We start from the raw sequence: 13,457 nt of genomic DNA on the forward strand, positions 1-13,457 counted from the left end.
TCTTTATAAATCTCTATCGACTTTGTTTAGCCTACCACTCCCTTGACCTTGCCTAAGCTCCTCTAGCCATTTATCAAATTCTTCCGTCGTATCTAAGTCAAGTGTTTCATCTTTTGCATATCGCCAGTCATAGCTATATTTAGCTTTTAAACTCTGAGTCTGGGTATCATAGACGAGCCAAAGTTCTGTCGGATGTTCTTTACCATGTTCTTTACAAAAATTTTTCATTTGCTTTAAATCACCAATCCCTAGGTCCAGTAAACGAGAAATAGGAGGATTTTCTTTTTGTCTATGCTTAGGTAGTGAAGCATTAAGGAAATTAACATCCACAATCTCTCCACCTACTTCATAGGCGAAATAAATGGTCAACGAATTCTCTGAAACACCATAAATAAAGATACGCCCGATATCTTCCGTGTTATTGCTAATATATTCTAAAGCAAGCTGGATAATCCCCTCTTGTATTTGCATTAATTGATCTTCAAATGTCATCTTCTTACTCCACATAATTCTTTGATATCATTATTCTGTGATACCATCAATCTAATATCTCATTTTAACATACAATAGTTTTTATGTTACTACAAAACACTCAACAACCTTAACATATTAACGACTAATGATTTTATCTTGTCCATCAATACTTTCGCCAAGTCTTCAAAACAATGGTTTTTATAACAACTTAAAAGAGGTTGAGATGAAAATCTCCAACCTCTTAAACAATATCATAATAGCTATTTTCACAGTCATTAGATCAACCTATTTTATGGAGTTCTACGACTTCACGCTATTTTGCTTCACTTGGTTAATCAATTTGGCAGGTCATCTACTCTGATAACTTGTTTTGCTCAATAAATACTCTAACACTTTCTGATACTAAATCTGGTGCTAAACCATACTCCCTGAGAAGATATGGCATTTGACCAACTTGACCAAAGCGTTCTTGAACACCGATACGTTTGACAGGAGTATGTCTTTCTTCACTCAACAATTCTGACATAGCACTACCCAAACCACCGATTTGGTTATGGTTTTCCATAGTGACAACAGGTTTATTGATGAGTAGAGGTTTCAAATGTTCAGAAATCGGTTTGATTCTAAACAGGTCAATCACTCCGACTTGAAGACCTGATTCAGCCAACAAATCTGATAACTGTAAAGCATGTTCTACCATAATACCTGATGCAACGATGGTCGCATCTTTGCCATCCCGAAGTTGATAGAAACCTTCCGAGAAGTCTTCATCACCTTGATAAATAGCTGTTGGCGCCTTACGAATGGTACGAATATACTTAAAGCCTTTAATATTCTTAGTCTGTTCCAAGACTGCTTGGAATTGGATATCGTCACTTACTTCAAAAAGCGTTGCCTTAGGAATCAAACGAATCAAGCCAAGTTCCTCAAACGGCATATGTGTTCCGCCATTCATTTCCGCACTAATACCAGCATCCGAACCAATAACGGTCGCATCCAACTGGGCATAAGCAAGAGAAATAAAGAGTTGGTCATACACACGTCTTGAGGCAAATGGCCCAAAGGTGTGTAGGTAAGGCTTGAAGCCTGTGATGGACAAACCTGCTGCTACACCAACCATTTCAGCTTCCATAATCCCCAAGTTGATATAACGTTCGCCAAGCAAGTCTTTCAAGGTATTTGTCGCCATAGAACTTGACAAATCTGCCTCAAGGACTGCTAAGTTCGGGTTGGTCTTAGCTTCTTCAACCAAGAAGTCACGATAAACCAAACGCATTTCTTTTGTTTGTCTAGTCATTGAGACCTCCTTTTAACCTTTCCACAACCTGCTCCAAGTCTTGTTTAAGTTCTTCCGTCAAGCGTAAATGGTGATTGTTAGACATTTGAGTGAGTTCCTCAACACCTTGACCTTTAACTGTATCTAGAATAATACACTTTGGACGTTGTGAAGTAGAAGCTTTAAAAGTAGCAATAGCATCGTAAATCGCTGAAATACTTTGCCCATCCACTCTAACTGCATCAAAACCAAAAACTTGGAATTTATCAACATAATCCAGTGGATTACAGATAGATGATGTTGTGCCATCTAACTGCATCTTATTATCATCAACTAAGACAAAGAAGTTTTTCAGTTGATGGTGAGAGGCAAACTGGATTGCCTCCCAACACTGACCTTCATTCAACTCACCGTCACCAACAATAGTGAAGACAGAAAATGAACTACCTAAAATATCTAAACCTTTGGCAATCCCTGTCGCTGCACTAATCCCTTGCCCAAGTGAGCCAGTCGTCATATCAACACCAGGCGTCAAATTACGGTCAGGGTGTGATGGTAACGAAGTCCCATTTTGGTTCAAAGATGAGAGGAATGTCTTGTCAAAGAAACCTTTTAAGTGCAAGGTACTATATAAGGCAGGACCTGCATGACCTTTTGATAAGACAAAGTAATCACGGTCTCTCTCATCAAAGTTATCTGGACTGATATTTAAAACTTCGCCATAGAGTACTGCCAATGCTTCAACGATTGACAAACTACCACCATAGTGACCAAATCCAAGATTATTCAATGTTTCAAGTGTATGCCAACGGATATCATTAGCAAATGCCTTTAAAGCACTTTCACGATCCTTGGTTAAGCTCATAACTAAGCCTCCTTAGCTTTTTTACCTACAGATGATAAGCCAAGAAGTACTGCCAATACCGCTACCAAACCAGCGATGATGGCTGTTTTGCCTCCAACTTGATTAAGGAGACCAAGAACAATACCTGAAATACCAAAGTCTGCATCAGAGAAAGTTGTTGCTTCAAAACCTAGTCCACCAAGAACTGGTAACAAGAAGATTGGCAAGAAACTGATAAGTACACCTTGTAAGAAAGCACCGACGGTTGCACCACGGACACCACCTGAAGCGTTACCCATTACACCCGCAGTTGCACCACAGAAGAAGTGAGGCACAACGCCTGGTAAGATAACTGTTGTTCCAAGAGCAATCATGACAATCATGCTGACCAAACCACCGATAAAGCTTGAGATGAAACCAATCAATACGGCATTAGGGGCATAAGTATAGACAATAGGACAGTCCAAAGCAGGTTTTGAATTTGGTACCAAGCGTTCTGAAATACCTTTGAAGGCAGGAACAATTTCACCAAGAATGAGACGAACACCAGCCAAGATAACTGTTACACCAGCTGCAAATTGACCGCCAAGTTGAAGTGCATAAACGATACCATTTGTACCATTGCTTAATTCTTTTGAGATGTAATCATTACCAGCGAAAATCGCTACGATAATATAGATGATTGACATTGACAAGGCAATACTTACAGTACTGTCACGTAAGAATGATAAGCTTTTCGGGAATTTCAAATCTTCTGTTGATTTCGATTTGTCACCAACAAGACCACCAACAAATCCACTCAACCAATAACCGAGTGAGCTAAAGTGTCCCATTGCAACACGGTCATTACCAGTCAATTGAATCATGTATTTTTGAACAATAGCTGGGAAGATGGTCATAATCAAACCAAGCGTCAAACCACCAAAGAAGATAAGTGACCCAGAAGTAAAGCCAGCCACAGACAAGATAACTGCAACCATACATGCCATGTAAAGTGTGTGGTGTCCTGTCAAGAAAATGTATTTAAACTTCGTAAAGCGTGCAATCAAGATGTTAAATACCATCCCTAGCAACATGATAAGAGCAGTTGCTGAACCATAAGTTGTCAAGGCTACCGCTACGATAGCTTCGTTGTTTGGAACAGTGCCTGAGAGATTGAAGGCTTTTTCAAACATTTGACCAAATGGGTTCAAAGAGCTAAGGATAATGGTTGCACCACCTGATACTACCAAGAATCCAACAAAGGTCTTGATACCTCCTTTAACAATATCTGGAACTGGTTTTTTCTGCAAAACCAAACCTAAAATCGCAATCAAGGCTACCAAGATAGCCGGAGTACTGGCAATATCAACTAAAAAATCAAGTAAGCCGTTCATTGTCTTAACCTCCTAAATTAAGCCTTTTTCTTCACAAATTGCTTTGACAAGAACTTCCAATTCGTCCATGTCAATAATACTATTTAAAACTTTAACCTCACCTAAGTGCTCTGCTGAGTCAGCTAGGTCACGCGCTACAATCCAAACATCAGCAGCTTCCTGAGAAGCACTGCCTAAATCATAATGTTCTACTTCTACATCGCTGATACCCAAGTCTCTTAAAATAGACTCGATATTCATTTGTACCATGAAGCTAGATCCTAGCCCTGAGCCACATGCTGTTCCAATTTTTAACATTAGTCTTCCTCCTATTGGATAATTGTTTTTATTTCCTCAAATTGTTTTGACTCTACAAGAGCCCGAATATACTCATCCTTACGCAACAATTTTGTCAAGTGCGATAAGGCTTTTAAATGACTGGCATTATCAATAGCTGAAATGCAAATCAGTAACTTAATCTCATGCGCAGGATCATCAGCTAAGAAGATTGGATTGTCCAAGACTAACATCGACATGCCCACTTCTTTTGCCCCATCTTCTGGACGTGCATGAGGAATGGCAATGCCTTTGCCAAGGTCAATAAAAGGACCAAATTCTTCAACCTTTCCTATCATGGCATCAATATAGGATGCCTCGATTTTACCTTGCTCTAAGAGTGGTTTTGCACCTAGCCTGATGGCCTCTCTCCATTCTAATGTTTCATTGCTATGTTGATAAGTCTCTTTTGTGATTAACTCATGTAACAATGGTCTCACATCCTTTCTAGTCTCAGTCATCTGTTGTAAAAACTGGGTGATGGCTTGTTTCAAACCATATTCATCAGTTATATGACCATATTTTTTGATTAATTTAATAAGTTTACTGGTTTCGTTGACATAAGCGACACCATCAGGAAAATCTCCCTGTACCATCATCAGCAAATCTTGTCGCTGTTCTTGTGTCATCATTGGCGAGACCAAGTAATGAGGTAGGGAACTTTGGATAGAAATCGTTGAAAAAATCATATCCAAACCTTTCTGTGACCAATCATCCAATGAATCAAACTTGGCAACACCGACAACCTTGATATTGCTAAACAGCGATTGTAAAGCTTCTTTCAAGAGCAATGACGTGCTAACACCGTTAGGACAGACAATCAATGCCTTATAAGGTTCTTTGTCTTTTTGACGACGGAGATAACCTCCAAAATGAATCACAAAGTAGCTAACCTCACTATCAGGTATCGGGTAGCCAACAGCATCCTCCAAAGGAAGCAAGGCTTTCTTGACCAACCAGAACAAGTCACCATAATCATTTTTGATAGAATCCGTATAGGAATTGACACTAATCAACTGACTGGTCAAGCGGTAATAGGCTGGAACGAGGTGTTTTTGCAAACTTTCTTCCAAACCTTCCCTATCATCAAAGGTCAACAGGGATAAGCGTTCCATTTCTCTGATAATATCTGAAGTCAATGATGCAAAGAAGATATCATAGGTTTTTGAATTACCTTCAAAACAGCCCATTAACAAACGTGTGATTTGATAGGTCAAATAAGGTAGGTGTCTTTCTGACACGTCGTTATCTCTTATCAACTTCGTCAAGAGTGGCTCTGTTAAAGCTTCAACAACTGACAAAGTACGCAATTCCAATACATCAAAGCTCACATCATTTTTGAGATTTAATCTTAGCATTAAGAGTTCAAATAAATAAAGACACTCTTGTAACCTATCTTGAATAGGACTTAATCCCTGCTCTTCAGCTAAATCTGATGCCAACTGCTCTAGCTCTGAGATACGTGATTGAGTCCCCCACTCAGCCATAATGTACTGAATCGCCCAATCACCAATCGTTTGATGAAGCAATTCACTAATAGCAAACAAAGCTAATCGCAATTTGTCATTTTCTGAACCGACTAAACGATAACCTTCAGATCTTGAATAATCAAGCAACAAATCGAAACGCTTAAGATGCTCCCGTAGCGCCTTAATATCTGTCAAGGTCGTGTTACGACTGACCTTTAACAAATCTTGATAATGATTGTTTGATACATAGTCTTGACGACAAAAAGTGTACAGGTAAATCATATTCAAACGTTCTTCTTGGCTCAAACTGACCTGAGAATAACGACATAGGCTTTCAACGTAAGCTGCCTGCTCTTTTAAATCCTGAGGCACGCGCAACTGCTGTCCCTCAATAACAATGATAGGTAAATCATAATCAAGTAAAATATCATTGATATCCTGAATATAATCCTCTATTACTGTTTTAGGCAACTTTGTTCTTAGCCCTAATTCATATAAGGAAGTATCACTATGATAAAGCAAAGGTTTTAGAATAACCATTGTTTTATTATCTAACATTTCTTACCTCCTGAAACCATTATAACCAACCTCACTTTCAATATCTAGTCTATTTGAGCACAATTAAGAAAGCGCTTTATCAAAATAAATTGTGCTCAACAACAAAAGACTTCTACCCTAAATAGTAAAACAAAAAAGAAGATACAAGTAAACACCAAATATACTAAGATTATTCCGAAGTTAATAAAAAATAAAGACAATCATATTACAAAGTTGGTAAATTGGAAACTTTTTCAACTTTAAGAGAGAAGATTTTTTGATTTTTTGATTAATTTAGTTTAGAATAGAAATGATGATGAGAAAAAGAATAAAACCAATCGTTGTGCTTATCCTTTTTAGTTTAGTGACGCTATTATTAGTGAGAGCCAATAGCAACATAAAACAGGAACATGAGAAAATTCTCTCAAATGCTCAAGCTAATATCCCAAAGCCCAAACCTAAACCCAAAAAGCAAACCAAAAAAGATACTGATGAACCATTTGTCCTCAATCCAATTATTGATGTATCTGGTTGGCAATTACCGAGTGACATTGATTACGATGTGTTATCAAAAAATATCTCAGGAGTTGTCGTAAGGGTCTTTGGTGGCTCACAAATCACAAAAGATAACAATGCTGCTCATACAACAGGTGTGGATAAATCCTTTAAAACGCATATTAAAGAATTTCAGAAACGTGATGTTCCTGTAGCTGTGTACGCCTACGCTCTCGGGGCAAGCGTTAAAGAGATGAAAGAAGAAGCTCGTATCTTTTACAAAAAAGCGTCACCATACAACCCTACCTACTACTGGATTGACGTTGAAGAACCAACCATGAAAGACATGAACGCTGGTGTCGAAGCTTTTAGAGCTGAATTAGAACGTTTAGGTGCTAAAAACATCGGTATCTACATCGGTACCTATTTCATGGAGGAACAACAAATTTCTGTCGATAAATTTGATGCTATTTGGATACCAACTTACGGTAGTAATTCAGGTTACTACGAAGCTGCTCCGCAAACTGACCTAGACTATGACCTGCATCAATACACCTCAAATGGTTATTTAAACGGTTTTAGTCATAGTCTTGATTTGAATCAAATTTCTGTCAACAGAGCTGACCGTAAAGCAACCTACGAAAAATTATTCGGCAAAGTTAAAGATTGATTAGATAACTCTATCTCCCCTCAAAGAATACAACTTGACAGGAGATAGGGTCTTATATTATAATTAGGACAATTAAATAAACCACAAGGGAGTGCCGTTGGCTGAGATCGTACAAACGAAATCCTCATTACCTGATCTAGTTAGGACTAGCGTAGGAATTGTGATTATGTTGACCATGATATGTAAATGGGCTTCTTCTTGTGCAAAAAAGGAGTTCTTTTTTATGTCTCAAAACCGTCTATCTGTCTTGGTTGAAACAGCTATCCTTGCTGCTCTCGGTGTTGCATTAGACCGACTTGTCTTGTTTCAAATGCCACAAGGTGGTAGTGTTAGTTTGGTGATGTTACCAATTTTTCTTTTAGCCTATCGTCGTGGCTTAGGACCAGCACTCATTGGTGGTTTCTTAGTTGGTACGATTCAATTAGCTTTTGGCGGATACTTCCTCAACTTCTTCCAAGTCTCATTAGACTATTTCCTTGCCTACACAGCTCTAGGCCTTGCTGGTCTATTTAAAAAACAACATCTAACTCCAACAATAGTCAATATCGTCTTAGGATCTGTCGTTGGAGCTACTGGCCGTCTCATCTCTAGTTTCCTATCAGGCGTTATCTTCTATGGCGAATACGCTCCCGAAGGAGTACCAGTTTGGCAATATTCTTTGATTTATAATGCCAGCTACATTATTCCTTCTGTCGCGCTTGCTATTGCTCTTCTTATCATATTAGCAAAAGTGCGTCCAGATTTCTTCAGAGCTTAATTCATCAGTTAGCTTTATCAAAAAAATGGTATAATAGCCTATATACCATTTTTTTGTTATTTTTGATAATGATTGGAGATATTATGATGTCATGGTTTAGTCGATTAATAAAGGGGATTATTATTGCCCTAGGCTTTATTCTACCTGGTGTTTCTGGTGGTGTACTCGCTTCTATTCTGGGACTGTATGAGCGTATTATTGGTTTTTTGGCAAACCTATCGAAAGATTTTTGGAAAAACGTTCTCTTCTTTCTACCTGTCGGTATTGGAGGTATTATAGGAATTGCTTTATTTTCAACCCCCTTGGAATACCTTTTAGCACACTATCAAATTCCTGTTCTATGGGCTTTCGCTGGAACTATTGTAGGAACTTTGCCAACTCTCTGGGAAGAAGCCACTCATACTAGTGTTCGAGATAAAAGGGACTGGATTATTCTTGTTACAACTTTTATCATATCAAGCCTATTGCTTTATTTCCTAAATGATTTAGTCGGTAAAATACCAGCTAATCCCCTTAGTTTTATTTTGGCTGGAAGTCTCATCGCTCTAGGTATTCTAGTACCAGGGCTCAGCCCATCTAATCTTCTCTTGATCATGGGCCTATACTCACCTATGTTAAAAGGGTTTAAATCACTGGATTTACTCGGTGTCTTTCTCCCTATTGCTGTCGGCGGGGCTTTAACGATGATTTTATTTTCAAAAGCTATGGATTTCGCTCTCAAAAACTATCATTCACGCGTTTATCATTTTATTTTAGGATTAGTTATCTCTAGTACCCTCTTAATCATCATTCCTAATCCTCGCAGTGCTGAAAGCATTTCTTACACCACCATCACTTTAACGACTTCCATTATCACGTTCTTATTGTTTGTTGCAGGAATTGGACTTGGGTTTTGGATGACCAAATTAGAGGAACGCTACAAATGAGTAAACAAACTAAACTGAAAAAAACACTGGTTGAGCAAATCTTAGATAAAGCCCATATTCCCTATACCAGTTGGGCCATCAATGCACTTGAAGGAAAGTTAACAGAGGAACTCAATCCTCATATCATCTATAAAACCTTGGCCCTAACAGGAGACAAAACTGGTCCTCTGATTGGCATTATTCCTATTACTGAGCACCTTTCTGAGAAAAAACTGGCTAAGGTATCTGGTAATAAGAAAGTTACCATGATCCCTCAAAAAGATTTGCAAAAGACAACAGGCTACATCCACGGAGCAAATAATCCTGTTGGCATCAGACAACGTCATGCTTATCCTATCTACATCGATGAAAAAGCCCAAATCTTACCCTCAATGCTTGTTTCTGCCGGTGAAGTCGGACGTTCTGTAGCTGTAAACCCAAAAGAATTAGCCGATTTTGTCCGTGCAACATTTACTGACTTACTTAGTGACTCTAAGTAATATAGAGTCCATAATACTAAACTGACTATCTTAGTGCATATTACTGCAGCCAAGATAGTCAGTTTTTAATACTCATACTATAACAAACAAGTTGTCAGCGAGGACAGCTGATACAATAATGGGCGATATAAAAAGCTACCAACATTGAACTGACCCTTGAAAGTTATTCTGTTTAACTTTCAGGGGTCAGTAAAAATACCTCAGTAGCTCAAATGATACTATTCAAAACGTTGTTGATAAAAATGGAGCCTATCACCATCTTTAACCTCTAATTGGTCTGCACCTTTGGGTGCCATCTCATCGTTCACATCAAACATCCAGTAAATCTTCTTACTTTCATCTTGTTTGACATCTTTGATAGCAGTAATAAAGCCAGATGCTTCTTCAACATCGTATTGTGCTTTTAAGACACTCATTGCTGTATCACCATCTTTAACAGCTACTTGATTTGTTTCTGATGTTTTATCATCAAAAGTCACTGTTAATTCCACCTGACCACTCGACTGAGGATTAGCTGATGGCTTAGCACATGCCGCTAAAGCAAAGGTCATTAGTAATAATAACAAAGCAAAAAAACGTTTTTTCATCGTAAAACTCTCCTAAAAAGTGATGTTATCAGCGGATAACAGATAATGGTTGATACGGCATGAGACAAATTAAAGACGATACCCGCTGTAACGTATACCCACCAAGGCAACTGATAAACAACTGCCCACATGCTATCAATCAGTACACCATATATAAAAGCTAGGATACCACAAACTAGGGCTTGAAATCCTATACTCACTATATCATAGCGATGATGATTTAATACAGGATAAAGCATCCTAAAAATCACCAATAAAATCGCAAAGGTGATAATCTGAAAAAAGACCCAGGGACCAAATCCTAGCTGAAAAGCTGTAATTGTCATCGTCAGCCCCATAACAAGTATGCTGTCTATCAATCCCATTTGAACACTAAGAACAAAGAAAATAGCTGTAATCGGCTGAACATTAGGTAGAAATCTAAATACTGGTCGTATAACAATGCAAAGAGCTGCTAAAATAGCTATTCTAGCAGTACGTTTGACAGACATGGTAATCTCTCCTTGATTTGATATGACATTATTGAGTTTATCTCATTGATAACTATCTGTCAAATCTTATTTGTTAGTAGTTACCTGTTTCCATCTCTAATCCTATACGAATAGCCAATTGTGCAATTTTATCCTTATTATCTAAGTCAGCATCATTACTCAAACTGCGTATATCCCAGTTTTCTTCAGATAGATGGTCTGCTGCATAAAAGAAATGACAAACTTTAACCTTCCTAAAGTCTGCCCATGCTGCTACGGCTGAGCATTCCATATCAACACAAATGGCTCCTTCTGACTTTCGAGCCGTCATTTTCCCGACAGTCTCTCGATAAATCCCATCCGTTGTCCAGACCTTGCCAAGACGATAAGACACACGATGACCATCCAAATAAGCTGTTAACTGTTCCAGAACGGCTTCATTCACTGATACCTCACGACTAGCAGGAAGATAATGATAACTCGTCCCTTCATCTCGAATCGCACTTGTCGGAATAATGAGCGAAGTTTCTTGAATGGGTTCGTCTAAGACCCCACAGGTGCCAAATAAGACCAGATTTTTCATCCCTAGCGCCTGTAAATCCTCCAAAATAGCAACACAAGCAGGAGCTCCAACAGGGGAATTAAAAAGAGCTAGTGATGTACCATCAACCTTGATACGATAAATAGGAATGACAATATTGGCCATACTCGTTGTCAGGATTTCCTTACCGTCAAAAGCATCAACCATACGTTGAAAAGTTGTTCTTGCAAAACAAGAAATAGCTGTCTTTGGAAAATCATCTCGTGCCTCAAACAAGTCTTCTGGATTGATAATCGCCTGTCGGTTAGCATCAAATTCTTCTAATATCATAAGCCCACCCCTTTCTTATTGTCGTTTATTTTCTCATAAAAAGAAGCGTTTAACAATAGCAACCCTAAAATAATAAATTTCCCTATTTTCATATTTCATAACTGAAAGACGCTTAGTTCACACTTCATAAACAGGTCAATAAAATGAATAGTCAGAGGTATCACCTCCGACTACATACTAGCGACCATATTTCATACGCAAGACTTTTTCTTGCTTTTTATCTAATCTCAGTAAAATAACAACCTTATCAATACTCATATTACTTTCAAGCAAGCGTTCGGCGGCCATCATCAAGCCATTATTGATTCCCATCTCTAAAATAGGATTCTTTTTGTCATTGATATCAAAGATGAACTTATTATCTGGCAGGTCAAACAGTACCTTGACCGCTCCATAAAGCTGCTCAAAACTATCAATCTCTAAATCAAAGACAGGTTTTGTTCCAGCCTTTAAACGTCTTCCTCTGTGATTAAACCACATCGCATGCCAACCACCATTGAAAGCGCCCATAACATCATTATCATAGGAGTCTCCAACATATAGGGTTGTTTTAGGGTTCATATCAAATTGTTGTGCGGCTAAATTAAAAATCTCTTTCTCTGGCTTTTGAAATCCTGTAGCCTGACTGACGATTACGCGTTTCGGATCAACGTAGTCATACAAGCCTAGCTTTTTCACTTTTTTCAATTGATGCTCTGTTGGACCATTTGTAATAATACCGATTGGAACATTTTTTGACTTCAGAAAATCCAACGTCAGACGCATTTCATCAAGCATAGTAATATGTTCTAATTCATATTCATAAATCTCTTGAAAATGACGTCCAATAGCCTCATCAATTTCAGTATAGCCAAACTCCAACAAAGTTTCCTTGCAACGCCAAAAACGAAAATACTCCGTTGTCCACTCGCCTGCCATGACTCTCGGAAAACCGACATCAGAATAATGCCTAAAGCGAATGTATGCCTGATTAATATGATTCATATCAAAATCTGGAAAACATTTCTCCATCGCAATACGATAGGGTGCCTGTTGATCGTAAATGGTATCATCAACATCAAAAACAATAGATGTAATCATGACTGCCTTGTTCCTCCTTCTGCCACTGTCTATTATACTACGCTCAAGAAGCAAATTCAATCATTCACAGATGATAACCAAAAAATTAGACAACTTATTTATGAAGCTGTCTAATTTGAATCTATAGTTAAGAATTAGGTAAAGCAACATAACGTCTATAACCACCGTATGACACATAACTTAACCATACACGGTTATCAACTTTTACAATTCTATCATAGTTCACACGCTGACCAACTTGGTAGGTCGCTAAGGTTGCGGAATGAACTTTAGGCTCTGACTTAACTGCACTCGGTTGAGTAAAGGTATATGTACCAGTTTTAGAGATAACTTTAAGTCCACCAGAAACAGATGGAGAACTAACGACTGGTTGAGATACTACTGTACTTGGCTTATCAGGAGTAGTCGGTTGGGCAGGAACACTTGATTGAGGACTGCTGACTTGACCTAGAGACACATAGCGTCTATGACCACCATAAGAAATATAACTCAACCAACGATGATTATCGGATTGCACAACTTGATCATAGTTCACACGCTGACCAGCTTGGTAGGTCGCTAAGGTTGCTGAATGCACTTTTGGCTCTGACTTAACTGCACTCGGTTGAGTAAAGGTATATGTACCAGTTTTAGAGATAACTTTAAGTTCACCAGAAACAGACGGAGAACTAACGACTGGTTGAGATACTGCTGTACTTGGCTTCTCAGGAGTAGTCGGTTGGGCAGGAACACTTGATTGAGGACTGCTGACTTGACCTAGAGACACATAGCGTCTATGACCACCATAAGAAATATAACTCAACCAACGATGATTATCGGATTGCACAACTT

Annotated in this window: 15 protein-coding genes and 1 riboswitch; of the genes, 4 read left to right on the plus strand and 11 right to left on the minus strand. The window is 38.4% G+C overall.

Annotation, left to right across the window (positions count from 1 at the left end):
* Positions 1 to 3 precede the first annotated feature (3 nt).
* The 6 genes from ACVRZH_RS07610 to ACVRZH_RS07635 all read right to left on the minus strand — a co-directional run bounded on the left by ACVRZH_RS07610 (position 4) and on the right by ACVRZH_RS07635 (position 6,312).
* Positions 4 to 492, minus strand: coding sequence for a hypothetical protein (locus ACVRZH_RS07610; protein ID WP_447454701.1), 489 nt, complete (start codon positions 490 to 492; stop codon positions 4 to 6).
* Between the two features lie 334 nt (positions 493 to 826).
* A complete protein-coding gene (locus ACVRZH_RS07615) occupies positions 827 to 1,771 on the minus strand; it encodes a transketolase family protein (protein WP_447454702.1) in 945 nt (314 codons plus the stop codon).
* A complete protein-coding gene (locus tag ACVRZH_RS07620; protein ID WP_447454703.1) occupies positions 1,764 to 2,615 on the minus strand; it encodes a transketolase in 852 nt (283 codons plus the stop codon). The genes ACVRZH_RS07615 and ACVRZH_RS07620 overlap by 8 nt, the downstream gene beginning before the upstream one ends.
* A gap of 2 nt (positions 2,616 to 2,617) precedes the next feature.
* Positions 2,618 to 3,970, minus strand: a complete 1,353-nt coding sequence (gene ulaA, locus ACVRZH_RS07625) for a PTS ascorbate transporter subunit IIC (RefSeq protein ID WP_447454704.1) — start codon at positions 3,968 to 3,970, stop codon at positions 2,618 to 2,620.
* 12 nt (positions 3,971 to 3,982) lie between these two features.
* Entirely contained in the window at positions 3,983 to 4,267 is a 285-nt protein-coding gene (locus ACVRZH_RS07630; protein ID WP_447454705.1) for a PTS sugar transporter subunit IIB, read from the minus strand.
* An 11-nt stretch (positions 4,268 to 4,278) separates the two neighbouring features.
* Positions 4,279 to 6,312 (minus strand): BglG family transcription antiterminator, encoded by a 2,034-nt coding sequence (locus ACVRZH_RS07635; protein WP_447454706.1) that lies wholly within the window; start codon positions 6,310 to 6,312, stop codon positions 4,279 to 4,281.
* Between the two features lie 295 nt (positions 6,313 to 6,607).
* Between ACVRZH_RS07635 and ACVRZH_RS07640 the strand changes: the two genes are divergently transcribed.
* The 4 genes from ACVRZH_RS07640 (at position 6,608) to ACVRZH_RS07655 (ending at position 9,618) form a co-directional block, all read left to right on the plus strand.
* Positions 6,608 to 7,456, plus strand: a complete 849-nt coding sequence (locus ACVRZH_RS07640; RefSeq protein WP_447454707.1) for a glycoside hydrolase family 25 protein — start codon at positions 6,608 to 6,610, stop codon at positions 7,454 to 7,456.
* Between the two features lie 77 nt (positions 7,457 to 7,533).
* A riboswitch (TPP riboswitch) is annotated at positions 7,534 to 7,631 on the plus strand.
* Positions 7,632 to 7,679: 48 nt separating this feature from the next.
* Positions 7,680 to 8,213 carry an energy-coupled thiamine transporter ThiT gene (gene thiT, locus ACVRZH_RS07645; RefSeq protein ID WP_447454708.1) on the plus strand — a complete coding sequence of 178 codons (534 nt, stop codon included), beginning with the start codon at positions 7,680 to 7,682 and terminating at the stop codon, positions 8,211 to 8,213.
* Positions 8,214 to 8,296: 83 nt separating this feature from the next.
* Complete coding sequence (locus ACVRZH_RS07650) at positions 8,297 to 9,139, plus strand: DUF368 domain-containing protein (protein ID WP_447454709.1); 843 nt, start codon at positions 8,297 to 8,299, stop codon at positions 9,137 to 9,139.
* Positions 9,136 to 9,618, plus strand: a complete 483-nt coding sequence (locus tag ACVRZH_RS07655) for an aminoacyl-tRNA deacylase (protein ID WP_447454710.1) — start codon at positions 9,136 to 9,138, stop codon at positions 9,616 to 9,618. The genes ACVRZH_RS07650 and ACVRZH_RS07655 overlap by 4 nt, the downstream gene beginning before the upstream one ends.
* A 218-nt stretch (positions 9,619 to 9,836) precedes the next feature.
* Here ACVRZH_RS07655 and ACVRZH_RS07660 read toward each other — a convergent pair whose 3' ends face one another.
* The 5 genes from ACVRZH_RS07660 to ACVRZH_RS07680 form a co-directional block, all read right to left on the minus strand.
* Complete coding sequence (locus ACVRZH_RS07660; protein ID WP_447454711.1) at positions 9,837 to 10,205, minus strand: DUF4430 domain-containing protein; 369 nt, start codon at positions 10,203 to 10,205, stop codon at positions 9,837 to 9,839.
* Positions 10,202 to 10,696, minus strand: a complete 495-nt coding sequence (locus ACVRZH_RS07665) for an ECF transporter S component (protein WP_447454712.1) — start codon at positions 10,694 to 10,696, stop codon at positions 10,202 to 10,204. The genes ACVRZH_RS07660 and ACVRZH_RS07665 overlap by 4 nt, the downstream gene beginning before the upstream one ends.
* A 73-nt stretch (positions 10,697 to 10,769) precedes the next feature.
* Positions 10,770 to 11,546, minus strand: a complete 777-nt coding sequence (locus ACVRZH_RS07670; RefSeq protein WP_447454713.1) for a nucleoside phosphorylase — start codon at positions 11,544 to 11,546, stop codon at positions 10,770 to 10,772.
* A 177-nt stretch (positions 11,547 to 11,723) separates the two neighbouring features.
* The gene (locus tag ACVRZH_RS07675; RefSeq protein ID WP_447454714.1) at positions 11,724 to 12,626 is read right to left on the minus strand and encodes an HAD family hydrolase; all 903 of its coding nucleotides are present in this window, start codon (positions 12,624 to 12,626) and stop codon (positions 11,724 to 11,726) included.
* A gap of 127 nt (positions 12,627 to 12,753) precedes the next feature.
* Positions 12,754 to 13,457, minus strand: a 704-nt coding sequence (locus ACVRZH_RS07680; RefSeq protein ID WP_447454715.1) for an SH3 domain-containing protein, incomplete at its 5' end; no start/stop codon positions are given.

Source organism: Streptococcus fryi, assembly GCF_053206505.1.

What these genes read in the sequence shown, in the direction of transcription:
- ACVRZH_RS07640 (WP_447454707.1), top strand. Translation starts at nt 6,608, where the DNA reads ATGAGAAAAAGAATAAAACCAATCGTTGTGCTTATCCTTTTTAGTTTA.
- ACVRZH_RS07615 (WP_447454702.1), bottom strand. Translation starts at nt 1,771, where the DNA reads ATGACTAGACAAACAAAAGAAATGCGTTTGGTTTATCGTGACTTCTTG.
- ACVRZH_RS07665 (WP_447454712.1), bottom strand. Translation starts at nt 10,696, where the DNA reads ATGTCTGTCAAACGTACTGCTAGAATAGCTATTTTAGCAGCTCTTTGC.
- ACVRZH_RS07630 (WP_447454705.1), bottom strand. Translation starts at nt 4,267, where the DNA reads ATGTTAAAAATTGGAACAGCATGTGGCTCAGGGCTAGGATCTAGCTTC.
- ACVRZH_RS07635 (WP_447454706.1), bottom strand. Translation starts at nt 6,312, where the DNA reads ATGTTAGATAATAAAACAATGGTTATTCTAAAACCTTTGCTTTATCAT.
- ACVRZH_RS07670 (WP_447454713.1), bottom strand. Translation starts at nt 11,546, where the DNA reads ATGATATTAGAAGAATTTGATGCTAACCGACAGGCGATTATCAATCCA.
- ACVRZH_RS07650 (WP_447454709.1), top strand. Translation starts at nt 8,297, where the DNA reads ATGATGTCATGGTTTAGTCGATTAATAAAGGGGATTATTATTGCCCTA.
- ACVRZH_RS07655 (WP_447454710.1), top strand. Translation starts at nt 9,136, where the DNA reads ATGAGTAAACAAACTAAACTGAAAAAAACACTGGTTGAGCAAATCTTA.
- thiT (WP_447454708.1), top strand. Translation starts at nt 7,680, where the DNA reads ATGTCTCAAAACCGTCTATCTGTCTTGGTTGAAACAGCTATCCTTGCT.
- ACVRZH_RS07620 (WP_447454703.1), bottom strand. Translation starts at nt 2,615, where the DNA reads ATGAGCTTAACCAAGGATCGTGAAAGTGCTTTAAAGGCATTTGCTAAT.
- ACVRZH_RS07610 (WP_447454701.1), bottom strand. Translation starts at nt 492, where the DNA reads ATGACATTTGAAGATCAATTAATGCAAATACAAGAGGGGATTATCCAG.
- ACVRZH_RS07675 (WP_447454714.1), bottom strand. Translation starts at nt 12,626, where the DNA reads ATGATTACATCTATTGTTTTTGATGTTGATGATACCATTTACGATCAA.
- ulaA (WP_447454704.1), bottom strand. Translation starts at nt 3,970, where the DNA reads ATGAACGGCTTACTTGATTTTTTAGTTGATATTGCCAGTACTCCGGCT.
- ACVRZH_RS07660 (WP_447454711.1), bottom strand. Translation starts at nt 10,205, where the DNA reads ATGAAAAAACGTTTTTTTGCTTTGTTATTATTACTAATGACCTTTGCT.